A 24,067-nucleotide genomic window follows, 5' to 3' on the forward strand; every position below is an offset into this window, starting at 1 on the left:
CCGTTAAGTCCATTGTCAGCTCACTCCCTTCTTTCGGTGGGAGAAATGGAACCCGGTTGTGCTGATCAGAATGGTCATCAGCGCCAGCAGCAAAGGAATATGGGACAAGCTTTGACGGGGGCGATAGCTTTGGGTTTCAACGGTTCGCGGGTTCAACTCATCAATGCGGGCGTAGGTCTGCGCCAAAGCTGCTGTGTCGTCGGCAAAGAAATACTCTCCGCCCGTTCGGTCAGCTATGTCTTGCAGGGCCTGCAGGTCGACGCGATCTTCGCCCGAGGCGTTCGGATCTCCGACCCCGATCGTGTAGATGACCACGTTTTTCTCGGCAGCAATGGCTGAGGCGTTTACCGGCGTCATGCGGCTTGACGTATCGGCCCCATCGCTGAGAACGATCATCAGGCGCTGATCCACTTCGCTGGACTCGAACGTGCGTATTCCAAGGCCAATCGCATCGCCGAGCGCCGTGTTTGGACCGGCCATGCCGACTTGAGTTTGATCCAGGAACCCATTCAAACTATGGAGGTCTTCGGTGAAGGGGGCCTGAATGAATGCGCGAGTGCCAAAGATGATCAGGGCCATCCGGTCGCCATCGCGTTCGGCAATGAACTGTTTCAAGACGCCTTTGACAGCGTCCAGCCGTTGCATCGGCGCGCCAGTGTCAGTCTCAAAATCGCGCTGATCCATCGAGCCTGAGATGTCTAAGGCAAGAACAACATCTCGGGCGGACTTCTCGATCACTATAGGCTCGCCCAAACGCTCCGGCCTGGCGAGGGCCAGAACTAAAAGCGCCCAAATAACGATGACACTGGCTGTTTGCAGTCTGGCGCGGTTGCGGATCACGGAGCCGGATTTTGGCTCAACACCAGCGGCTTGCGCGACGCGGCGAAAGAAGGGAATGCGAACCGAAGCCGTCTTCTCACGCCGAGGTGGAGCGAGGAAAAACACGGCTGCGGGTAACGGCAGCAGGAGAAAGATCCAAGGAGCGGCGAAGGAAAACATCATGCGCTCCGATACGGTTTGTGAGACTTGACCCAGTGCCGGGCCATTTGCCTGAGGTCTTCGTTCGAGGGTGTTGTCTTGTACGGCGCTTCGGTCAGCGCATGGCTCAATGCTTGGTTTAAATGTGGCATATCAGAGGATTGGTTTAGAAACTTGATCCACTCGTCACCATATAGACCTGCGACCTGGTCCCTCGGGTATGCGGCCAAAGCCGCCCGCCGTAGCACCTCGGCGATCTTTGCGGAAGGGATGTCTGGCACCGACAGCTCTGCCAGAGCAGCCCGTCGATAGGCGTTTGCGCGTCTATGTTTACGAACGACCGAGACCGCGACGAACAAGACGATCAGCAACAAGATCGCCAAAGCAGCCCAACCCCATGTTTGGGGCGTCATAGAAATGGGCGAAGGCTCGGGCGCGGGTTCGAGCATGTTCAGTAAATCGACCAGAGATTTCCCGGTGGTGTCGATGCTCATAGCCGTGCTCCGCCATGTCCGAACAAGCGCAGCAACTGATCCAGTGCCGGTTCCGAGGTTGTCAGGGGAACCACAGGGAACCCGTATCGGCGCGACCATTTGTGGAGCTGCGAAAGGCGGTCCTCCATGGAGGCGCGGATTTTCGCGGAAAGCTCGGGATCGGAGCTGTCAATTTCAATCTGCGCATTCCCGTCCGAGACGGTCAATTTGAGATCAGGCGTCAAGCTGCGCGATGTCGGATCGGCAATGTTGAACACAATCAGATCGTTCGACGCTGCAAGACGGCGGAGCAGGGCTTCCGACCGGTCATCCAGCCCGTCGCAGTCCGAGAATAAACAGATCAAGCCGCTAGTCTGGCAGACGCGCGCTGCTTCGGTCAGCATATCGTTCAATGATACTGTCGGTTTCGGCGTCAGGCCCGCATGCAGCGCGGAGTTGGCCGCCGCTATGGAAGACAACAATCGCGTCAGGGCGGTCGCGCGGCGCTGAGGGCGATGTTCGGCCACGCGGGTGTCGCTGAAGACGAGGCCGCCTACGCGGTCTCCCTGGCCCAATACGCGATGCGCTGCAATCGCTGCGGCCTCGGCGGCGATGACGGATTTCATATAGGCGACGGTTCCAAAGAACATCGAAACACGCTGATCGACCAGCAATAGGGCCGGGCGGTCGCGCTCTTCGGTATAGACCCTAACATGAGGGTCTCCGGTGCGGGCGGTAACCTTCCAGTCGATGGTCCGGATGTCGTCACCGGGCAGATAGCCGCGCAGTTCTTCAAAATTCAGGCCACGTCCGCGCAGGCGCGAGGCATGGCGGCCGTTCAGGATCGACCGCGCAGGTTGACGGGGCAACAGGCTGAGCGCTCGGGCGCGGGGGCCAAGACGCACAAGCTGGTCGGCATCCACATGAATGCGCGGGTCTTTGGAATATGGCGCAGTCTGACTCATGCGGCCGGTATCCTTAAGGGTCAGGGCAATGCAACCAAACGCAACAGCTCGGCGATCACGTCATCTGCGGATTTGCCGGATCCTTGCGCCTCGAAGCTGAGGGTCACGCGATGGCGCAGCACATCATGGGCGATGGCGCGGATATCGGCGGGGTCGACATAGTCGCGTTCGTTCATCCACGCATGTGTGCGCCCGCATTTGTCCAACGCAAGTGAGGCGCGGGGGCTGGCGCCGATCTCGATCCAACTTGCCAGTTCGGGGCTGAGTGCTTCGGGTGTGCGGGTGGCCTGCACGATATCGGCCATGTAGCGGTCCATCGCATCCGAAACGTGAATCTGTCCGATCTCAGATCGTGCGTCAAAGACCGCGTCTTGCGGGATCGCTGGCGGATGCTCTTTGGGGGCATCTTTGCCTGCGGCAATGTCCTCGCCACGTACGAGGCGGATGACCTCAACCTCATCCTCGACCGGAGGGTAGGTGATCTGCACATGCATCAGAAACCGGTCCATCTGCGCCTCGGGCAGAGGGTAGGTGCCCTCTTGCTCGATCGGGTTCTGGGTGGCCATGACGATGAACAGCGGCTCCATCTTGTGGGTGGTGCCGGACACGGTGACCTGCCGTTCTTCCATCGCCTCAAGCAGAGCGGCCTGAACCTTGGCGGGCGCACGGTTGATCTCGTCGGCGAGGACGATGTTGGCAAAGATGGGGCCGGGTTCAAATTTGAATTCGCTGCCTTTGTCCGTCTGCTGATAAATCTCGGTCCCGGTCACGTCCGAGGGCAGCAGGTCCGGCGTAAACTGAATGCGGCTGAACTGAGCGTCCATGTTCTTGGCCATGGCCTTGACCGCGCGCGTTTTTGCCAGACCCGGAAGCCCTTCGATCAGCAGGTTGCCGTTGGCCAGAAGACCGATCAAAAGGCGATCAATCACCTCGGTCTGTCCAATGATCGACTGCGCCATGCGGGATCTGAGATCCATGATCTGATTGAGTGCGCTCATAAAAATACCCCGTTACGGCCCGAAAGGCAGACCATGCAGACTAGTGCCCGCAAAGGCCCGGATTCGGGATTTTCAAGTAATGAGAACATGTTATCAGCGCTATACCACGCAGACCAACAGGAATTCCAACTTCCTTATATTTGATTGTTTTCGCGCGGTGGCAGAGCTAGCCGGAAACCGCGCCGTTGCTTTCATCTCCAAGCCTGCCATCCAGAGACATCAGGATCGCAACAGGCCTCAGCGCGGGAATGTGGCTGAAGACGATCAAGATACAGACGGTCAGGGGGACGCTCAAGAAGGCTCCGATCAGGCCCCATACGGTGGTCCAGAACATCAGGGCAAGGATGACCAGAAAAGTCGACATGTTCAGCGACCGACCCAGCAACGCCGGATCGAGGAAATTGCCGATCAGGAACTGGATGGTGCCGCAACCCAGAACCACCACCAGAAACGGAGCGATGCTTTCGAATTGTACCAGGGCGATCATCGCGGGGAAGATGACGGCAATTATCGACCCGATCGAGGGGATGAAGTTCAGCGCAAAGGTCAGCACGGCCCATGTCTCGGCATATTCAAGGCCCAGCAAGCGAAAAATGCTGTAGCTGATGCCAGCAGTGATCAGGCTGATCAGGGTTTTGACCCCGACATAGCGCTGCAGACTGAATGAGATCGCATCCAGCATGGCCGCGAATTCTCGACCAGTCTGAGGGTTGCCGGCGGCCATCTGGATCTTCTTTCGAAACGCCAGACGCTCGGCCATCAGAAACGCAACATAGAGGCTGATCAGGAAGAACTGGTTCAGCAACGATGTCGCGCTGCCCAGTAGGATGCGGGCGACATAGGACATGTCGATGCTGACCAGATTATCCCGGATAAAACGCGTCACGTCGCTGCCGACCAATCCGGCGACGCGGTTCACGGCATTGTCGAATTGCTCCTCATAGGTGCCGACGGTGCGGGCGAATTGGGTGGCCTGACTGCCGAGGATATACATGATCATGAACAGGCCAGCCAGAACGACGGTGACGCCTGCGATGTTGGCGAGCCAGACGGGGACACGTGTCAGAGCGGCGATCCAGTCGCTCAGCGCGATGATCAGCACGTTGACCAGCAGAGCCATGGTCAACGGGATCAGGAATGCGGCCCCGGCGTATAACCCCAAAACCACAAGGGTTGCGACAATACAGGTGTCACGCACCACAGGCAGTGTGGCGCGGGGTACGTCCGTGGTTGTGTTCGGGTCCAGAGGCATGTGCAAACCAGTTTGGCAAAAGTTGCTTAGCACGATCCTGCACAGGGCAAAGAGTTTATGCAATGCGCTCAATTATTTATATGATTGATTTTCCGCTTGGGTGGCTTCTACCTGTAGGGTACGCAGGTTAGAGTTCCGTATGTCCAGTGCTGCGAATCCCATATCAAGCCGTTTGATAAAGGCGCTTTTCCTGGCCGTTCGGCGCTTTGGCGAGAAGAACGGCTTTGTCATGAGCAGCCATGTCGCCATGTCGATGATGATGGCGCTCTTTCCCTTTGTTCTGTTCACCGTGGCGCTGGCGGGCGCCTTGTCTCAGGGCTATGTGAATGACGAATTGATCGAGCTGATTTTCGGCGCGTGGCCACAGGATGTGGCTGCACCGATCGTGTCTGAGTTGCGCGCGGTGTTACAGAGCTCCAGCTCGGGCGTGATCACCATCGGCGGTCTGCTGGCGGTTTATTTTGCGTCGAACGGGGTGGCAGCGGTTCGGGCGGCGATGAATCAGGCCTATCACGATCGGGACAGCTGGCCGTTCTGGAAAACGCGGCTGCTGTGCATTGGCCTGGTTATTCTGGGTGGCGCTGCGATCCTGATCATCGCCGCGGTCGAGGTTGTCTTGCCCGTATATACTCAGCTCGTGTCCGAGCATACGGATGTAGATGTCTCGAACTGGTTGTCGGTGGACCGGCTGCGCTGGACCTTCACGGTTGCGGTTCCGGCGGGCACGATCCTGCTGGCACATCTGATCCTGCCGACCGGTCGACATCGGGTGATGCAAATTCTGCCTGGTGTTGTGCTGACCCTTGTTCTGTTGGGGGCCGGAGGGTGGGGGTTTTCCATCTATATCGGCCAGTTCGCCAGCTACAGCGCCACCTATGCCGGGTTGGCAGGAGCCATGGCGGCGTTGATTTTTCTATACCTTTGCGCGGCGATCCTGATCCTGGGTGCCGAGTATAACGGCGCCCTGATGGATTTGCAGCGCGACCAAGAAAGCGCTTCGGCATGAGGTGGGTTTTGCTCTTTGTTGCATTTGCCGGGGCCGCCAACGCGCAGTCCTATGTCGGTTCGGATCAATGCACTGACTGTCACGTGGAGGAGGCCGAGGCCTGGGCCAACTCTCACCACGCGCTGGCCTGGACCGAGGTCGGGGCAGGGAAGATGGTTGCCGATTTTGATGGCACCCGCTTTGAGCATGACGGTATGTCGGTCCTGTTCGACCATAGCGGCGAGGTCCCAACCGCTCAGGTCACTGAAAAAAACGGTGTGATGACCGAGTATGACGTCCACTCGGTCGTCGGTATTGAACCCTTGCAGCAATACCTGTTCGAAACCGATCCCGGCCGACTGCAGAGCTTTGATGTGGTCTGGGACACGGAAAACAAACGCTGGTTCCACCTCTATCCGGATCAGGATTTGCCCCCTGATGACGGGCTGCACTGGACCGGGCCCTACAAGAACTGGAACGCCCGCTGCGCCGAATGCCACGCAACGGGATTTGAAAAGAACTACGACGCGCAAACCCGCAGCTACCAGTCTCGCCAGGCTGAGATCGGTGTCGGGTGTGAGGCCTGCCACGGCCCCGGTTCGGCGCATATCGACTGGGTCAATGGCCGTATATTGCCCGAAGGGGTAGGTGAGGCCGGCTTCGCGATGTCATGGGGCAAAGGCCAGACCGAGGCGCAAATTCAGCAATGCGCAGGGTGCCATTCCCGTCGCGAGGCGCATGAGCAGGGCAACCCTTTGCCCGGAACGCCCTATCACGACGCCTACAATCTTGCGCTTCTGCGACCGGGGGCCTATCACCCCGACGGTCAGATTCTGGATGAGGTCTATGTTTACGGGTCCTTCCTGCAGTCCAAAATGTATGCGCAAGGCGTGGGCTGCATGAACTGCCACGAACCCCATAGCGCGACGCTGAGGGCCGATGGCAATGGGGTCTGCACGCAATGCCATTCTCCGGCGGGCAATCCGGATTTCCCAACTCTGGCCCGCAAGGACTATGACACCCCTGATCATCACCACCACCCCGAAGACAGCGCAGGTGCGCAATGCAAGACCTGCCACATGATCGAGCGTGTCTATATGGGCGTCGACGGTCGGCGGGATCACAGTTTCCGTGTGCCGCGCCCTGATCTGAGGCTTGGGCAGGATGCCTGCACCGATTGCCACACCGACAAAGACCAGCCATGGGCTGCGGCGCAAATCGAGGGCTGGTTTCCAGACTCAACCCATCGAGGCCCGCATTTCGGTTCGGTCTTCGCTCCGGCAATGGCGGGGCAGGCGGACAGTCCGGAAGGGCTACTGGCGATTGCCAACGATCCGTCTCAGGCCGGGATCGTGCGCGCGACAGCGGCGTATCTCCTTCAGCCCTTCGGCTCGCGTCAGGTGGCCGACGCCACGGCTGAGTTGCTGACGGATGCCGACCCGCTGGTTAGGGCCAACGCTGTGACGTTGCAACGCCAGGCCTCTCCCCGCGATCAGGTTCAGCGATTGGAACCATTGCTTTCGGACCCGCTGCGCAACGTCCGGATTTCGGCTGCGAAAGAAGTCCTGACAATCCCGCCGGAGGCGATGACCGAGGAACAGCGGGTCTTGGCAGGGCAGGCCACCGCCGAATGGCAGGGGGCAATCTCCAACCGTCTGGATTTCCCAGAAACCCATATGGTGCTGGGCGGCATGGCGCTGACCTTTCGCAACGCTCCAGCAGCCGAGCGTGCCTTTCGTGAGGTTGTGACCCTCGACCCGCAACGCGTCGAAGCCTGGCCGATGCTGGTGCAGCTGGCGCAGATCAATCGCGGGCCGCAAGCTGCGCGTGAAATCGTACAGGAAGGTCTACAGCGCATTCCAAATGATCCGAACCTTCAAGAGCTGTCCCGGCAACTCGGGCCATAAGAACGGCCTTTGCGCGCCCGTTTCGCGCCATCATCCCGGCAGATTTCACACGTAGACCTGTGTCTGAGGGTGTCAGGCCAACAGGTCGTAAAAGGTGTCACATGTCGAAACATGTTTTGAAACATCCTGTCTCACGGGGCAGGCAGGTCTCATTGGATCAACGGATCGCGGAACTTCGGAACCGCAAGCCGGTTGACCTGAACCATGGTGAGGGGCTGATGCTGCAAGGCATTGCAGCCGCGTCGTTACGCGAACAGCGGCTGGCCGGTCAGATCGCGCTCGAGGACTAGGCGCCGCCTCGGAACCCTGTTGCAACCACGAACTTCTCGGAACTGTCCGAACGCGATGCAGGCGGTTTGACGTTTGCGACTTTTTCGAACTTCTGCTTGAGCAGCTGTTGCAAATCGCCCTCGGCGCCGCCGGCAAGAACCTTGGCCACAAAAGTGCCGCCCTCTTCCAAAACATCAAAGGCAAAGTAAGCGGCGGTTTCGCACAGGGCCATGATCCGCAAATGGTCGGTCTGCTTGTGACCCGAGGACGCGGCGGCCATGTCAGACATCACAACGTCAGCCTTGCCGCCCAGCAACTCTTTGACCTTGAGGTCCGCGTCATCTTCCATGAAATCCAGCACGTGGGCCGTGGCGCCTGCAACCGGTTCAACCTCTTGCAGGTCAACACCCAGAACGGTGCCAATGCGTTTACCGCTTTTCTCACCCAGTGCATTCACACGCTTGACGGCGACCTGCAGCCAGCCACCGGGCGCACAGCCCAGATCAACGACGCGCGCACCGGGAACCAGAAAGCGGAATTTGTCGTCCAGTTCGAGGATCTTGAACGCAGCGCGCCCACGATAGCCTTCGGCATTCGCGCGCTTGACATAGGGGTCGTTCAACTGCCGCTCGAGCCACCGGGTCGAGCTGAGCTTGCGCCCACGCGCCGTCTTCACCTTAACCTTCAGGTCACGCTGTCCACGGCCTGAGGTGTTTTTTCCACTCGGTGTTTTCGCCATCAGAACGGTCCGTCTTCCAATACGCCGTCCGCGCTCATCTGCGCATAAAGCAACCCTTCACGCAGCCCGCGGTCCGCCACGGAAAGGCGGTCGGTAGGCCAGCAACGCAAAAGGGCCTGCAAAATGGCCGAGCCGGACATGATCAGGGCCTGCCGGTCATCCCCAATCCGAGGGTCCCGGCGTCGCCCGTGAGGGCCGAGTTCTAAATACCCGCGTATGACTTTGTCAATCTGATCGCTGGTCATACGCAAACCGTCCACCTTGGTCCGGTCATAGCGCTTCAGGCCCAGATGCGAGGCGGCTACGGTTGTCACCGTGCCGCTGGTGCCGACGATCTGAAAACCCGCTCGGGTCTGTTCGTCCTTGTAAGGGGCGAAATCAGCAAGGTTTTCTTCAAAAAACCAGCTCATCAACGCAAACCGGGCCGAGTCATCCTCAACGTCATGAAACTGGTCGCGCAGGGTTGCGACGCCCAGCGGGACGCTAATCCAGTCCACGACCTTGGCGGCCGGGAAGGGGCTGTCGGCGGTGTGAAATCCGTTGTGCAGACGCATGATCGCTGCTGGCCGATCGCGGCGCGGCACGGACGAGATGTCGATCCACACCAGCTCTGTAGAGCCGCCGCCAATATCCACGACCAGCAATTGCTCGGTCTTGGTCGACACCAGCGGCGCGCAGGAGATGACGGCCAGACGAGCCTCTTCCTCGGGCTGGATGATCTCAAGGTTCAGGCCGGTTTCACGCCGCACCTGCCGGATGAAATCGCGTGAGTTCTTGGCGCGCCGACAGGCCTCGGTTGCGACCAGACGCATCCGTTTGACCTTGTTGCGCTTCAGCTTTTGCTGGCAGATTCGCAGTGCCTGAACGGTTCGCGACATCGACGCCCGGGACAAACGTCCCGTGCGTTCCAGACCCGCGCCCAACTGCACGGATTTGGAGAAACTATCGACCACATGGAACCCGCTCCCCTTGGGTTGGGCTATCAACATGCGGCAGCTATTTGTCCCCAGATCCAACGCCGCATAGAGTGCATCTGGATCGGGTCTTGCCGGCGCGGGGCTTTCGACCGCCTTCGGGAACGCGCCCGCACCTTTGGGACGCTTGGGCGCCATTTGTAACGCCCTCCGATTTTCGAGTTACGTTGACCCTAGGCGGGGTCTCGCCGACGCGCAAGTGATTTCAATTTTGAATTTAACGTGAGTGTCACACAGCGTTCATACTGAAATGCAATTCCCGTGCCGATCCCTATTTCGGGATTCTCTACAAGCTTACAGCCAGATACGGAGACTGCCATGAAAGATGAGCGCACCCTGTCCTTCGATGAATTTGATGAAGTCGTAAATCCGCGCCCCGAGGAATGTGAATTCGACCGCGTGGTCGAGCGCGCCTTGTCACGACGTGGCTTTCTGGGGGGCGTTCTGGCCATGGGCAGCTTTACCGCAGTCGGCGGCTCGCTTCTGCCCACAGGTGCGCGCGCGTCAGCTGATCGGTTCTCGTTCGAGGCGATTCCGGTCTCAACTGCCGATGAGGTGGTCGTGCCCGCAGGCTACAAGGCCGAAGTCATGGTACGCTGGGGCGATCCGTTGTGGTCCGACGCACCTGAATTCGATCCTGCGACCCGTGGCACCGCCGCCAGCCAGGAACGCGCCTTTGGCGACAACACCGACGGTCAGGACGTTTTCTTCCATGACGGTCACGTTCTGCTGGTCGTGAACAACGAATACACCAACCGCGATATCCTGTGGGGCAACAATCCCGATGCCAAGGCGGCCTCGGACGATGATGTCGCCAAGGGCATGATGGCCCATGGTGTGACGGTGGTCGAGATTGCCAATACCGACGGCACATGGGGCATCGTCAAGGACAGCCCATATAACCGCCGCATCACGCCACAGACCGACATGACAATCACCGGACCGGCTGCGGGCCACGACCTGATGAAAACCGCCGCTGATCCGACCGGCACGACCTCCAAGGGCACCTGGAACAACTGCGGCAACGGCATGACGCCTTGGGGCACCTATCTGGCCTGTGAAGAGAACTTCAACGGCTACTTCTCGGCGGAAGACGAAGCGCATGAAGTCAGCGCCGAACTGAAGCGCTATGGCGTCTCGTCCAAGGACTGGGGTTATGGCTGGGCCAAGATCGACGAGCGTTTTGACGTCTCGAAAAACCCCAATGAACCGAACCGCGCCGGTTACGTGGTTGAGATCGACCCGACCGACCCGACCTCGACACCGCGCAAACTGACCGCTCTGGGCCGCTTCAAGCACGAGAACGCCGAATCTGTGGTCAACAACGATGGTCGCGTTGTCGTCTACATGGGCGATGATGAGCGCGGCGAGTTCCTGTACCGTTTCGTCTCGGACGGTGTCTATGCGGCGGGTGTTGACACCAACGCGCTTCTGGAAAACGGCACGCTGTCGGTTGCCAAGTTCAACGATGACGGCACTGGTGAGTGGCTGGACCTGACGCCTGAAACAACCGGTTTGGCTTCGCAGGCTGAAATCAGCATCCACACCCGTCAGGGCGCGTCTGCTGTGGGCGCGACCACCATGGACCGCCCCGAATGGGTAGCGGCCAACCCGAACGTGGCCGAGGTCTACTGCTGTCTGACCAACAACAAGAACCGGGGCGTCAAGCCGAATGCCGGTGGGGATGACACCTCGGTCAACGGTCCGAACCCGCGCGAGGCCAACAACTATGGCCAGATCGTGCGCTGGCGTCCCGAAGGTGGCGATCATACCGCGCCCGGCTTTGCCTGGGATCTGTATGTGCTGGCAGGTAACCCGAATGTTCATCAGGACGCCTATGGCGGGTCGGATAACGTCAATGCCGAGAACATGTTCAACTCACCCGATGGTCTGAAATTCGACAGCAACGGCCTGCTGTGGATCCAGACCGACGGCAACTATGGCAACGAAGGTGATTTCGAAGGTCAGGGCAACAACCAGATGCTGGCAGGCGACCCGGTCACCGGTGAAATCCGCCGCTTCCTGGTCGGCCCGAATGAGTGCGAGATCACCGGCCTCAGCTGGTCGCCGGATCGCCGCACCATGTTCGTAGGCGTCCAGCACCCGGGTGAGGACGGCAATAGCCACTGGCCCGAAGGCGGCGATGCCGTGCCACGCTCGGCTATCATCGCGGTCACGCGTGACGATGGCGGTTTGGTCGGCTAAGGCCGAAAACGCCCTTAAAAACAAGCCCCGGACGGTGTTGCCGCCCGGGGTTTTTGCTTGTGTTGAGCCATCCTCATACAAGCGTTGAAAGTTTTGATATCTGGTTTTCTGTGAAACCCGGCTAAAACCACTGTACACCGTCATAGGCAAAAAGGTCGCTTGGAAGGCGCTGGGTGTCGAAAACCGACCTCCTTAGCCCAATATAGACGTTTAGAACCGCCCCATTGGTTAGGAGGAATCACAGCTATGCCTGACGTCACCATCGTGTACTGGCGCGACATTCCCGCTCAGGTCATCGTCGGCAAAGGCCGTCGTGGCGCAAAGCGGCAGTTGGAAGAACGGTTTGAACAGGCCATCGACCGCGCCGCCATGAAGGTAAACGCCAAGGACAGTGATGCCTACCTGGCTGAATGGCGCAAGGCCGAGCCTTTCGCGGTTGAGGGCGACCCGTCCGAGATTGCCGAAGCGCAGGCTGTGCGTCTGGAAACGGAATACGATCAGGACCGCATCAAGGCACTGATCGCGAATGACGGTTGGGCATGAGCCCGAAATCTATATGGGAGGCCGCAATGGCTTTGCTGAACTTCAAGAAACGTGATGCCGCCGAAAACGGCCCTGTAAATCCGACCGTCGAAGCCTTTCTGCAGGGCTATTCGATCGAGGTAATGCCGCGCACCGCCGAAAAGGTCGAAGATTTCCGCGCGCTGCTGCCCGAAGGCACCCGTGTATACATCGCCCATATCGAGGGCACGCCGATCGAAGACATGGTGAAAACCGCCAAGCGCATCGCCGCCGAGGGTTACCCGGTCATGCCGCACTTCCCGGCGCGTATCATCAAGGATGCCGCGACGCTGGAGAACTGGATCTCGATGTATCAAGGCGAAGCGGGCGTTGATCAGGCGCTACTGCTGGCCGGTGGTGTGGCCAAGCCCCATGGTGATTTCGACAGCTCGATGCAGCTGATGGAGTCCGGGCTGTTCGACAAAGCCGGTTTCAAGCGTCTGCACGTTGCCGGTCACCCCGAGGGCAACAAGGACATCGACCCGGACGGCTCGACCAAGAACGTTGACGACGCGCTGCGCTGGAAACAGAAATTCAGCGAAACCACCGACGCCGAGATGGCGCTGGCCACTCAGTTTGCATTTGACGCAAAGCCGATCATCGCATGGGCGAACAGCCTGAAAGAGGCGGGGATCGACATCCCGGTTCATATCGGTATCGCAGGCCCTGCCAAGCTGCAGACCCTGATCAAGTTCGCCATCGCCTGTGGCGTTGGCCCGTCGCTGAAAGTTTTGCAAAAGCGCGCGATGGATGTCTCCAAGCTGCTGCTGCCTTATGAGCCGAATGATGTGATCACCGAACTGGCCGAATACAAAGCGGCGAACCCGGATTTCAACATCACCAACGTACACTTCTTCCCCCTTGGCGGCATCAAGACCAACGCCAACTGGGCCATCAACAACGGCGGCGCTTCGGCGAAGCCGGTTAACGCTTAAGGAACGGACATGACCCGTACAGTCGTAGAATCAAAAACAAAAACCGCCGTTCTGGGCTTTGACGAACCGTTCTGCGTGATTGGCGAGCGGATCAACCCCACGGGCCGCAAGAAACTGGCCGCTGAGCTTGAGGCGGGCGACTTTTCGACCGTTGAGAAAGATGCTCTGGCGCAGGTCGCTGCAGGCGCGACCGTTCTGGATATCAACGCAGGCGTTGTCTACAACTCGAACCCCAACCCGAACGAGACCGAGCCGCCGCTGATGCGCCAGATCGTAGAGCTGGTTCAGGGTCTGGTTGACGTCCCGCTCTGCATCGACTCGTCGGTTCCCGGCGCGCTGGAGGCCGGTCTTGAAGCGGCTGAGGGCCGTCCGCTGCTGAACTCGGTTACTGGCGAAGAAGAGCGTCTGGAACTGGTTCTGCCGCTGGTCAAGAAATACAACGTTCCGGTTGTTGCGATCTCGAACGACGACACCGGCATCTCGGAAGACCCCGATGTGCGGTTCGACGTGGCCAAGAAGATCGTTGAGCGCGCTGCCGATTTCGGCATCCCGGCGCATGACATCGTGGTTGACCCGCTGGTTATGCCGATCGGTGCGATGGCAACCGCTGGCCAGCAGGTCTTCGCTCTGGTCCGTCGTCTGCGCGAAGAGCTGGGCGTGAACACCACCTGTGGTGCGTCCAACATCTCATTTGGCCTGCCGAACCGTCACGGCATCAACAACGCCTTCCTGCCGATGGCGATGGGTGCTGGCATGACGTCCGCGATCATGAACCCGGTTGCTCTGCCCACGACACAGAAGAAAATCGCCGAGAAGAAAGAGGCCGTTGCCGCAGCTGGTATCATCCTGCCCGAAGGCATGGATGATGAGGCCTTCGTTCAGATGTTCGGTCTGGGTTCGACCCTGCCGCGTGCCGGTAAGGAGATGGAGGCCATCCGTGCCGCCAACCTGCTGACCAACAACGACCCGCATGGCGGCGCATGGATTAAGTTCAACAAATCGCCTGAGGAAGCGGCTGCGGCCGGTGGAGCAGGCGGTCGTCGCGGCGGTGGCCGTCGTCGTCGCGCTTGATTTTTTGAGCTATCAGATCAAAGGCCGGGCATTACGCCCGGCCTTTTTCGTTTGACCCTGATCAATGCAGCAAGCGTGATATCGTAGAGACTGGGGCGGTCCCTTCCGCAACGATCAGGTGCTTTCATGTCCAAACATCACCCTCCAAAACTGGCCGACGCAGACCTGAGTGAGAAGTTGGGCAAGAAGGACTATTTCGACAAGCTGATTGATCTGCAGGCGAAACTGGCGCGTATTCAGCAAGCTTTCCTATTCCATGGAACCAAGGGCGTAATCGTCTTTGAAGGTTGGGATGCCGCTGGCAAAGGTGGCACCATCCGCCGTATCAGCCAGGCGCTTGATCCGCGCAGTTTCAAAGTCTGGCCGATCGGCGCGCCGCGCAACTACTATCTCAATCGCCACTATCTGCTACGGTTTTGGGAACGTTTGCCGCCAGAAGGTGCAATCTCGGCCTTTGACCGCAGTTGGTACGGGCGTGTTCTGGTGGAACGGATCGAGAAGTTCACACCTGAGAAACGGTGGCGCGCGGGATATCGAGAGATCAACGATTTCGAGCGTATGCTTGTTGATGACGGCACACGGATCGTAAAGCTGTTCTTTCATATCTCACAAGACGAACAGATGGCGCGTTTCACCGAACGCCTGCGCAACCCATTGAAGCGCTGGAAGCTGACTTATGAGGATTTCCGCAATCGCGAGCGTTGGGACGAGGCCGGGATCGCCGTCGATGAGATGCTGGCGCGTACGTCAACGGCGATTGCACCGTGGCACGTTATTCCGGCCAACAACAAAAAATCTGCGAGAATCAAAGCAATGCAAGCCATCGTTGATGCGTTCTCAAAGGACATAGATCTAAACCCACAGCATTTGGACAAACGAACTTTGGACGCGGCGTGCGAGGCATTGGATGTTGACCAATCATTGATCGACTCCCTGCGGGCGCGGACAGAGTAATCCAATTGCCCAATCGAAAGGCGCTTGCAGTTTTTCAGGTGGCGATGGTATCTCAAACCTCGCGGCGGGTATGATGTAATGGTAGCCTGTCAGCTTCCCAAGCTGAACGCGCGGGTTCGATTCCCGCTACCCGCTCCATAACAATGTACTTTAGAAAGCATCGCGTTATGTAAATGTACCGATGATCGAAGTAGGTGCGTCTTAGGCGGGCTCGAAAATTTGTCGCGCCTCACGCGCTAAGGTACAAGGCGTAAGCGGGTTCAATACCGTTTGAAAGGTAATGGAATATGTCGCCGAACACGATGTCTTCTGAAAAATTGGCACCTGTGTGCCTTTTTGCGTTCAACAGACCACAACATACCCTTTCGGTGATCGAAACTCTGAAGGCCTCGCCTTTGGCCAAAGAAACTGAAGTTTACGTCTTTATAGACGGCCCCCGGTCTGGGGATGAACGCGCATTGGTTGATGAGGTTGCAGGACTGTTCTCTGACTTGCAGGGGTTTGCCAAGGTCCATCTGTCACGACGCGAAGCGAATGCTGGGCTAGCGACCTCGATCATCGAAGGCGTTTCGCATGTTGTTGAAACGCATGGTCGGGTCATTGTTCTGGAGGATGACATCGTTACGTCACCAGCTTTCCTAAGTTACATGAATAAAGCACTACAACGTTATGAAACTGATGCGAATGTCTGGCACATTTCAGCCTACTGTGAGCCATACTCAAAAGAGGACACCCAGCGCGGTTTGTCCTTCCTGCGTTTCATGAGTTGCTGGGGTTGGGCTACTTGGGCAAACCGTTGGTCGCACTTCGAAAAGAATCCCGAAGAGTTGATCTCAAGCTTCTCTGACGAGGAGATTTTCAGGTTCAATCTGGATGGCGCGGCAGATTTATGGGTGCAAGTGTTGGACAACGCACGAGGCGAAATCAACACATGGGCCATCTTCTGGTACGCCACGATTTTCCGGAATCGCGGGCTTTGCCTTTCGCCCCACGAAAGCTACGCTGAAAACATCGGTCTCGACGGATCCGGGGTGCATTGTGGCGAGGATCTAAATCGCCCAGAACGAGCGTTGAATACCGATGGGTCGCCGCATTTCCCCGATATTATCGCCGAAGATGGAACGGCTCTGGAACGTTTGCGGGCATACAAAGACCCCAAACTGACTAAGACGCAGAAGCTTGCTCGTGAATGGCGGAGATTGCGCGGCCAAGCGCGGAGACTGTTTGGTGCCGCCTAGTCTACGACGCACACCTCTCATCTCTGGCGAAATGGTTGACGCAAACTCCCGTCGTCTGCCGTTGTTTTACAAGAATATTGGCCGTAGTTGCGTTCTGCTTTTTTGCTGTTCTTCGAAATGTAGTTCGGTGGGCCCGAAAACGCTGAATTCGGCTCTTCGTTCAAGTGAAGGCCCACAAATTGATGTGAGCCTTCCGCTGCTTTAAAACCTCAACTTACGATCGTCTGCGACGACGACGTCCTCCGCCGGCTTCGGTTTCCCTACCACCGGTGTTAAAGGACGGTGCGGGAAGGGTGACGACCTGTGCGAGTTCCGGGAATGGGTCGGTTTTGTGCGGGATCGCATTGGCGGCGACGAAGTGGTCTTGGAACTTCGGCTCGATGGCGGTCTCGATCTTGGTGATCTCGCGCACGACGCGCTCGATCTCGGCGCGCGAGCCGATGTTGCACAGTGCAATCCGGGCGCCGGTGCCAGCCGCGTTGCCCGCGCTGGAGACCTTGTCGAGCGGTGCATCCGGGATCATGCCCAGAACCATCGCGTGCTTGGTCGAGATATGCGCGCCAAAGGCCCCGGCCAGAACCACGCGATCCACTCGGTCGACCTCCATCTCGTCCATCAATAGGCGCGCACCCGCATAAAGTGCCGATTTCGCCAGCTGGATGGCCCGGATATCGCCTTGAGTGACGGTGATCCGAGGGCCACCTTCCGCGCTGGAATCATAGATCAGATAGGCGTGTGTGCGCCCTTCAGGAACACAGCGAGGGGTGCCGGTTTGCTCCGCCGATCCGATCAACCCACTTTCGTCCAGCAGACCCGCGATGCGCATTTCGGCCACGGCCTCGATAATCCCGGACCCGCAGATGCCGGTGATTCCGGTGGTGGCGATGTCCTGATCGAACCCGTCCTCATTCGACCATTTCTCGGACCCGATCACGCGGAAACGGGGTTCCTTGGTGACGGGGTCGATCTCGATCCGCTCAATCGCACCAGGGGCGGCGCGTTGGCCAGAACTTATCTGCGCGCCTTCGAACGCTGGCCCTGTAGGCGACGAGCAAGCCAGAACACGGCTGGTATTGCCGAGCAGGATTTCGGCATTGGTGCCCACGTCCACGATCAGCACGAGGTCTTCGGACTTGCCGGGCTCTTCCGACAGGGCAACGGCGGCACAGTCGGCGCCCACGTGACCGGCGATACAGGGCAGGATGTAGATCTGCGCGCGCGGGTTCATTGTGGTCAGGTCCATCTCACGCGCGGGCAGGGACATGCTTTCCGAAGTCGCCAGCGCAAACGGAGCTTGCCCCAGTTCGACCGGGTCCAGACCCAGCAGCAAGTGGTGCATGACCGGGTTACAAACAAACACCGTCTCAACGATCAGGCTTGCGTCAATGCCCGCTTCTTCCGCGATCGAGGTGGTCAGGTCATTGATCGCCTCGCGCACGGCCTTGGTCATCTCCTGATCGCCGCCGGGGTTCATCATGGCGTAGGAAACGCGGCTCATGAGGTCTTCGCCGAAGCGGATCTGGGGGTTCATCAGGCCCGAGGATGCCTTGACCTCACCTGTCTCCAGGTCGGTCAGATGCGCGGCAACCGTTGTCGAGCCGAGGTCGATGGCCAAACCAAAGAGACCCCCTTCGTGCAGGCCGGGCCAGATTTCGACGATGCGGGCCACCGGGTCCTTATGACCTTTGTGAACGGCAACAGTGACTTCCCATTTACCTTTGCGCAGAACCGGTTGCAGCTTCGACATCAGGGACAGATCTGCGGTGACGGCCTCGATCTTCCACTGCTCGCGCAGGGCACGTTCCAGACGCTCCAGATCGCCGGTGGGCGAGTGCATATCGGGTTCCTCGACTACGACGAAATAGAGCCGCGTGGCCGGGTCCATGGTGATGGCGCGCGCAGCTGCGGCCTTGCGTACAACCTGGCGGTGAACCTGACTTTCGGGCGGCACGTCGATCACAACATCACCCTGAACCGAGGCCTGACAGCCCAAACGACGACCGGGTTTCAGGCCACGTTTGTCGTCATAGCGCTGCTCGACCGCGTTCCATTCGCTCAGCGCGTCTTCCGAGACCGTCACGCCGTGCTTGGGGAACTCGCCGTAGCTAGGCGTGATCTGACATTTCGAGCAGATGCCGCGCCCTCCGCAAACCGAATCCAGGTCAACGCCCAGCTGTCGGGCGGCGGTCAGAATCGGGGTGCCAACGGGAAAGTGCCCGCGTTTGCCCGAGGGGGTAAAGACGACAAGGGGGTCGGTGGTCATGGTCGGCCTGCCTAAATTGTGTTCGCGCGTATGCCGGGGAAGATATGAGTTTATTCACAAAGGGAAAGCCCTGACAGCGGCACGTTTTGTACAACGAGCGTCGTTTTGTGACGTGCTATTCCCACCCAAGGGCAAACAACTTGGGTTCTGGGGCTTTTCCTTCGGGTCAATCCATGCAATAGGGTCACCGCCAAACGGGCTTTTGCATGGGGTTTGATGATGCAGATTCGTGAGGCACTTACCTTTGACGACGTACTTCTTGTTCCGGGCGCATCTTCGGTGCTGCCGGCAACGGCGGATACGACGACGCGCGTGACGCGTCAGATTTCCATGAACATCCCGCTGCTCAGCTCGGCCATGGATACTGTGACCGAGGCGCGCATGGCCATCGCCATGGCGCAGGCCGGTGGGATCGGTGTGATCCACAAGAACCTGTCGGTCGAGGAACAGGCCCGCGAGGTACGCCGGGTGAAGCGGTTCGAATCGGGCATCGTCTACAACCCAGTGACGCTGCGCGCCGATCAGACGCTTGCAGACGCGCAGGCGTTGGTTCAGCGCTACAACTTCACGGGTTTCCCGGTTGTGGACGAGCAGGGCCGCGTTGTCGGCATCGTGACCAACCGGGACATGCGATTTGCCACGTCGGACGACACGCCAATCAAGGCCATGATGACCTCGGACAATCTGGCGATGTTGCAGGAGCCCGCCGATCTGGAAGAGGCCAAATCCCTGATGCGCGCCCGCCGGATAGAAAAACTGCTGGTCGTTGATGGCGAAGGCAAGCTGACCGGTCTGCTTACCCTGAAAGACACTGAACAAGCCGTTCTGAACCCAACGGCCTGCAAGGACCACCTGGGCCGTCTGCGCGTCGCCGCCGCGACCTCGGTCGGGGATGCAGGGTTTGAGCGCTCAGAACTGCTGGTCGACTCGGGTGTCGATATTATCGTCGTCGATACCGCTCACGGCCATTCCGAAGGTGTTCTGGAGGCGGTCAAGCGCGCCAAAACGCTGTCGAACGAAGTTCAGATCATTGCGGGCAACGTCGCCACCGCGGATGCTACCAAAGCGCTGATTGATGCGGGCGCGGATGCGATCAAGGTTGGCATCGGGCCGGGCTCGATCTGTACCACGCGGATGGTGGCCGGTGTCGGGGTGCCTCAGCTGACGGCGATCATGGACTGCGCCTCAGCCGCCGGAGATGTGCCGGTGATTGCCGATGGTGGTATCAAGTTCTCGGGTGATTTCGCCAAGGCCATCGCGGCGGGTGCGTCCTGCGCCATGGTCGGCTCGATGATCGCGGGTACGGATGAAAGCCCGGGTGAGGTGATCCTGTATCAGGGCCGCTCTTTCAAATCCTATCGCGGCATGGGCAGCTTGGGTGCAATGGCGCGCGGTTCGGCGGATCGCTATTTTCAGAAGGATGCCGCCAATGACAAGCTGGTGCCGGAGGGGATCGAAGGTCAGGTGCCCTATAAAGGCTCTGCAGGAGCGGTTGTTCACCAACTGGTCGGCGGTTTGCGCGCGGCCATGGGCTATACCGGCTGTGCCACAGTCGAAGAGATGCGCAAGAACTGCAATTTCGTCAAAATCACCGGGGCGGGTCTGAAGGAAAGCCACGTGCATGACGTGCAGATCACGCGCGAAAGCCCGAACTACCGGGTTATGTGATCTGGTGATCTGTTGTAGGCGGCGCCCCGACGCGGGCGCCGTTTTGCGTTCTTGGAAAACCCGACGGAGGGAAAGATGACGCCGGCAGCCCGTGTTCAGGCCTCAATCGAGATCCTTGACCAAATTCTGGACGGCGCGCCCGTTGAAAAAGCCCTGACTGGGTGGGCGCGGCGCAGCCGGTTCGCAGGCTCCAAGGATCGCGCAGCGGTGCGGGATCACGTTTTTACGGCCTTGCGCTGCAAACGGTCCTTTGCGGCGCTTGGGGGGGCTGAGACGGGTCGCGGCCTGATGATCGGAGCGATGCGTGCTGCGGAGCAGGCGCCTGACACTCTCTTCACCGGCGAACGCCACGCGCCTGAGCCGATTGAAGCGTCTGAGCAGGGTCGCGGTTTCGTGTCACTGGCCGAGCAGTTTGATATTCCTGACTGGCTCTGGCCCCGATTTTCGGCGTCTTTGGGCGATGCGGCCACGGAAGCCGCGGCGGCGCTGCAAAGCCGAGCTCCGGTGCATCTTCGGGTCAATTTGCTCAAAACAGACGTGGAAGGCGCGGCCCGTGCTTTGGCGGCTGACGGGGTTCAAACTGACCTCCATCCCGCCTGCGAGACGGCTCTGACCGTGATTGAGGGCGCACGCAAGGTTGCTCAAAGCTGGGCTTATCTGGACGGTCTGGTCGAGCTACAGGATGCAGCCAGTCAGGCGGTTGTGGCGGCTTTACCGCTCAAACCCGGTCTGCGCGTTCTTGACTATTGTGCCGGCGGTGGCGGGAAATCACTGGCCCTCGCGGCCCATCGTGGGGTCGAGGTGTTTGCACATGACATCAACCCGAGGCGCATGCAGGACCTGCCGAACCGTGCTGACCGCGCGGGCGTAAGAGTAACCTGCGTTGAGACCGCGGAACTAGCCGGTTTCGCGCCCTTTGACATCGTACTGGTCGATGCGCCCTGTTCCGGCAGCGGCTCGTGGAGGCGCGCTCCGGCCGGGAAATGGGCTCTGACCGAAGAGCGTTTGATCGAATTGACCAAGCTGCAACGCGCGATTCTGGGTGAGGTCGCGGCACTGGTTCATCCCAAAGGTCTTCTCGCCTATGCAACCTGTTCGATGCTTCAGGACGAAAACGCGCAGGTTGTCGAAAGCTTTGTGTCGGAGAACCCCGATTGGATAGCGACGCTAGAGCGGAATTGGCGCATCACCGATGGCGTTGACGGGTTTTTCACTGCGCATCTGACAAAGTAGCCACTCAAAACAACCTAAGGTAGTTTTCGTAGCCTCTTAACTCTGTTAAGCGGGCATTAACTATTTTGGATCGTTATTGCTCTCAAAAAAGCTACCAGTGTCGTCCATGTCCGATTCTACATATCCGTTCTTCGGTTCCCGCTCGCGTAGAACGCCGTCAGCGGCGCGTGTTTTGGCGCTGGTTGGACTGGCCGGTCTTTTATACGTGGCGCCATATACGGGCCGGGTGCCTGCGGACTGGACGCAGGGCATGATCGTCGTAGGAGTCTCGGTCCTGTTTGCGACTCTCTGGAGTCTGATCGGGGGCCTCTTTGCCGACAAAGCTGCTCATCAAACCCTTGATGTGCTGGCTGCTTTTGTAGATCACGACGATTGCGCAAGCGTTATTGCCGATGGAGAGGGCACTGTTCTGGTCGCCAATCCAATTGCGCGCGAACAGTTGAAAGCCAGCCCGGAGGCAACGCTGCCCGAGGTTCTGCGCTCGGTCTTCGCCAACCCGTCGAGCCTTCTACTGAGGTTGCAGACACTGGCCCAAGCAAATGGTTCAGCGGATGAGGACATCATCAAAGTTGGCGAGAATGTCCCGGTTTCGGTTGTTCGATTGGGAGACCATCTGTTCTGCTGGCGGTTCAAACTTGGTCACCAAGGGCAGTGGGACAAAATCGCCCTTCCCATACTGACCATCGGCCGGGGTGGGCGCCTTTTACACCTTAATACTGCCGCGAGGGCCTTTTTCGGCACGGCACCGGGTTCGATTGACAATATCTTTCCGAACGGATTGCCACATGATGGTCAAATCTGCTCGGTCCCTGCTTATGAGGGTGAAACGCGCGTCGCAGTCACTGGCGTATCGGCGTCGGGGGCTGAACGGCACCTCGTTTTGATGCCGGTTTCTCAACCTGTTCATCCGGAGCATGGATCCTCACTTGCCGAACTGCCTGTGCCGATCATTTGCATGACGCCCGAGGGGACCATACTGCAGGCAAACCAGATGGCGCTGGCTCTCTTGGGTGATCTCTGCCTAAACGAGACCAATATTGACCAGATCCTGCAGGGGCTGAACCATCCAATTCTCGAGTGGCTGGCGCAAACGGCATCGGGCGAGGATTCCGCCCGATCCGAATTCCAGCGACTGACCCGCGACGACAAAGAACTGTTTGTGCAGGTCACTCTGGACCGTGTTCAGATCGACGGGAAAACCCACCTCATCGCGGTTCTGAACGACGCGACCGAGTTGAAAACACTCGAGGCGCAATTTGTTCAGGGACAGAAGATGCAGGCTGTCGGCCAGTTGGCCGGTGGGGTTGCGCATGATTTTAACAATCTATTGACCGCGATATCAGGTCATTGCGATCTGCTGCTGCTGCGCCATGATCAAAACGATCCCAACTATGGTGACCTCGTTCAAATCAATCAGAATGCCAATCGCGCGGCGGCTCTGGTCAGCCAGCTTCTGGCCTTTTCGCGCAAACAGACCTTGCGGCCTGAGGTTCTGGACGTGCGCGACACCATCTCGGACCTCATCCACCTATTGAATCGATTGGTCGGTGAGAAAGTTCAATTGACGCTCAGCCATGATCCTGTCCTTAAGCCTGTGCGTGCTGATAAACGGCAGTTGGAGCAGGTGTTGATGAATCTCGTCGTTAATGCGCGCGATGCGATGCCTGAAGGCGGTGAGATTCGCATCGAAACCGAGTTGCTGGGCCTGACCGAGCCCTTACGCCAAGACCGGGCCACGGTTCCGCCCGGCGATTACATGACCGTCAAGGTGATCGACAGTGGGGTCGGTATTCCCGCCGACAAACTGCAAAAAGTATTCGAGCCGTTCTACACGACCAAACGCACGGGCGAGGGGACTGGGCTTGGCCTTTCCACCGTTTATGGGATCGTCAAACAGACGGGAGGCTTTATATTCGTAGATAGCGCTGTCAGTCGCGGCACCGAGTTTTCCCTGCTCCTGCCGGTTTGCGTCGAAGCGAAGCCCGTCGCGGTTCAGCCCGAAGATGTGCCGGATTCCAAAACCGCGCGTCAGGGTGAGGGCGTCGTGCTTCTGGTCGAGGATGAAGCACCGGTACGCGCCTTCGCGACCCGTGCGTTGCGCCTGAAGGGCTATACGGTGCTCGAGGCGGAATCCGCCGAGGATGCTTTGACCTTGCTGGAAGATTCCGACCTGAATGTCGACGTGTTCGTAACGGATGTGGTCATGCCCGGAATGGACGGCCCGACCTGGGTTGCCAAAGCCATGGAGACAAGGCCCGATGTCCGGGTCGTGTTTGTCTCGGGCTATACCGAGGGCGCGTTTGGCGACTCGGGCCCCCAGGTTCCGAACTCGACCTTTCTGCCCAAACCATTCTCTTTGACGCAACTGACTGAGGCCGTTTTTCAGCAGATGAACTGA

General features: G+C 58.9%; 20 protein-coding genes and 1 tRNA gene. 13 read left to right on the plus strand and 8 right to left on the minus strand.

Annotated elements, in window-relative coordinates; genetic code table 11:
• Positions 1–15: 15 nt before the first annotated feature.
• From ACR3FB_RS08205 to ACR3FB_RS08225, 5 genes are all read right to left on the minus strand, one after another.
• Positions 16–1,002: a vWA domain-containing protein gene (locus ACR3FB_RS08205; protein ID WP_480565553.1), complete on the minus strand. Its 987-nt coding sequence runs from the start codon at positions 1,000–1,002 to the stop codon at positions 16–18.
• Positions 999–1,472, minus strand: a complete 474-nt coding sequence (locus tag ACR3FB_RS08210) for a DUF4381 domain-containing protein (RefSeq protein ID WP_480564773.1) — start codon at positions 1,470–1,472, stop codon at positions 999–1,001. The genes ACR3FB_RS08205 and ACR3FB_RS08210 overlap by 4 nt, the downstream gene beginning before the upstream one ends.
• Entirely contained in the window at positions 1,469–2,416 is a 948-nt protein-coding gene (locus tag ACR3FB_RS08215) for a DUF58 domain-containing protein (RefSeq protein WP_480564770.1), read from the minus strand. The genes ACR3FB_RS08210 and ACR3FB_RS08215 overlap by 4 nt, the downstream gene beginning before the upstream one ends.
• A gap of 20 nt (positions 2,417–2,436) precedes the next feature.
• Positions 2,437–3,414 (minus strand): AAA family ATPase, encoded by a 978-nt coding sequence (locus tag ACR3FB_RS08220; RefSeq protein WP_480564767.1) that lies wholly within the window; start codon positions 3,412–3,414, stop codon positions 2,437–2,439.
• Positions 3,415–3,580: 166 nt separating this feature from the next.
• Positions 3,581–4,666, minus strand: coding sequence for an AI-2E family transporter (locus tag ACR3FB_RS08225; RefSeq protein WP_480564764.1), 1,086 nt, complete (start codon positions 4,664–4,666; stop codon positions 3,581–3,583).
• A gap of 139 nt (positions 4,667–4,805) precedes the next feature.
• On the opposite strand from ACR3FB_RS08225, the gene ACR3FB_RS08230 reads away from it, so the two are divergent.
• From ACR3FB_RS08230 to ACR3FB_RS08240, 3 genes are all read left to right on the plus strand, one after another.
• Positions 4,806–5,672, plus strand: a complete 867-nt coding sequence (locus tag ACR3FB_RS08230; protein WP_480564761.1) for a YihY/virulence factor BrkB family protein — start codon at positions 4,806–4,808, stop codon at positions 5,670–5,672.
• Positions 5,669–7,558, plus strand: coding sequence for a cytochrome c3 family protein (locus ACR3FB_RS08235; RefSeq protein ID WP_480564758.1), 1,890 nt, complete (start codon positions 5,669–5,671; stop codon positions 7,556–7,558). The genes ACR3FB_RS08230 and ACR3FB_RS08235 overlap by 4 nt, the downstream gene beginning before the upstream one ends.
• A 101-nt stretch (positions 7,559–7,659) precedes the next feature.
• Positions 7,660–7,848: a hypothetical protein gene (locus ACR3FB_RS08240; protein WP_480564755.1), complete on the plus strand. Its 189-nt coding sequence runs from the start codon at positions 7,660–7,662 to the stop codon at positions 7,846–7,848.
• Here the strand turns inward: ACR3FB_RS08240 and ACR3FB_RS08245 are convergent.
• Entirely contained in the window at positions 7,845–8,567 is a 723-nt protein-coding gene (locus tag ACR3FB_RS08245) for an RlmE family RNA methyltransferase (RefSeq protein ID WP_480564752.1), read from the minus strand. The genes ACR3FB_RS08240 and ACR3FB_RS08245 overlap by 4 nt on opposite strands.
• Positions 8,567–9,679 (minus strand): Ppx/GppA phosphatase family protein, encoded by a 1,113-nt coding sequence (locus tag ACR3FB_RS08250; RefSeq protein WP_170373666.1) that lies wholly within the window; start codon positions 9,677–9,679, stop codon positions 8,567–8,569. Before ACR3FB_RS08250 ends, ACR3FB_RS08245 begins: the two co-directional genes overlap by 1 nt.
• 180 nt (positions 9,680–9,859) lie before the next feature.
• Here ACR3FB_RS08250 and ACR3FB_RS08255 point away from each other — a divergent pair, with 180 nt between their 5' ends.
• The 7 genes from ACR3FB_RS08255 (at position 9,860) to ACR3FB_RS08285 (ending at position 16,505) form a co-directional block, all read left to right on the plus strand.
• Positions 9,860–11,746, plus strand: coding sequence for a PhoX family protein (locus ACR3FB_RS08255; protein WP_480564749.1), 1,887 nt, complete (start codon positions 9,860–9,862; stop codon positions 11,744–11,746).
• 246 nt (positions 11,747–11,992) lie between these two features.
• Positions 11,993–12,289, plus strand: coding sequence for a virulence factor (locus tag ACR3FB_RS08260; protein WP_170373668.1), 297 nt, complete (start codon positions 11,993–11,995; stop codon positions 12,287–12,289).
• A gap of 26 nt (positions 12,290–12,315) precedes the next feature.
• Entirely contained in the window at positions 12,316–13,242 is a 927-nt protein-coding gene (locus ACR3FB_RS08265) for a methylenetetrahydrofolate reductase (protein WP_480564746.1), read from the plus strand.
• A 9-nt stretch (positions 13,243–13,251) separates the two neighbouring features.
• Positions 13,252–14,313 carry a methyltetrahydrofolate cobalamin methyltransferase gene (locus ACR3FB_RS08270; protein WP_170638737.1) on the plus strand — a complete coding sequence of 354 codons (1,062 nt, stop codon included), beginning with the start codon at positions 13,252–13,254 and terminating at the stop codon, positions 14,311–14,313.
• 126 nt (positions 14,314–14,439) lie between these two features.
• A complete protein-coding gene (locus ACR3FB_RS08275; protein WP_480564743.1) occupies positions 14,440–15,267 on the plus strand; it encodes a polyphosphate kinase 2 family protein in 828 nt (275 codons plus the stop codon).
• A gap of 64 nt (positions 15,268–15,331) precedes the next feature.
• Positions 15,332–15,405: transfer RNA gene (locus ACR3FB_RS08280), tRNA-Gly, on the plus strand.
• A 164-nt stretch (positions 15,406–15,569) separates the two neighbouring features.
• The gene (locus ACR3FB_RS08285; RefSeq protein ID WP_425083196.1) at positions 15,570–16,505 is read left to right on the plus strand and encodes a glycosyltransferase; all 936 of its coding nucleotides are present in this window, start codon (positions 15,570–15,572) and stop codon (positions 16,503–16,505) included.
• 214 nt (positions 16,506–16,719) lie between these two features.
• On the opposite strand, the gene ACR3FB_RS08290 is transcribed toward ACR3FB_RS08285, so the two are convergent.
• A complete protein-coding gene (locus ACR3FB_RS08290) occupies positions 16,720–18,768 on the minus strand; it encodes an ASKHA domain-containing protein (RefSeq protein ID WP_480564740.1) in 2,049 nt (682 codons plus the stop codon).
• Positions 18,769–18,987: 219 nt separating this feature from the next.
• Between ACR3FB_RS08290 and guaB the strand changes: the two genes are divergently transcribed.
• The 3 genes from guaB to ACR3FB_RS08305 all read left to right on the plus strand — a co-directional run bounded on the left by guaB (position 18,988) and on the right by ACR3FB_RS08305 (position 24,067).
• Positions 18,988–20,436, plus strand: coding sequence for an IMP dehydrogenase (gene guaB / locus ACR3FB_RS08295; RefSeq protein WP_170374314.1), 1,449 nt, complete (start codon positions 18,988–18,990; stop codon positions 20,434–20,436).
• A 75-nt stretch (positions 20,437–20,511) separates the two neighbouring features.
• On the plus strand, positions 20,512–21,669 hold the full coding sequence (locus ACR3FB_RS08300; RefSeq protein WP_480564737.1) for an RsmB/NOP family class I SAM-dependent RNA methyltransferase: 1,158 nt from the start codon (positions 20,512–20,514) through the stop codon (positions 21,667–21,669).
• A 106-nt stretch (positions 21,670–21,775) separates the two neighbouring features.
• The gene (locus ACR3FB_RS08305) at positions 21,776–24,067 is read left to right on the plus strand and encodes an ATP-binding protein (RefSeq protein ID WP_480564734.1); all 2,292 of its coding nucleotides are present in this window, start codon (positions 21,776–21,778) and stop codon (positions 24,065–24,067) included.

Source organism: Ruegeria sp. AO1 (genome assembly GCF_056535985.1).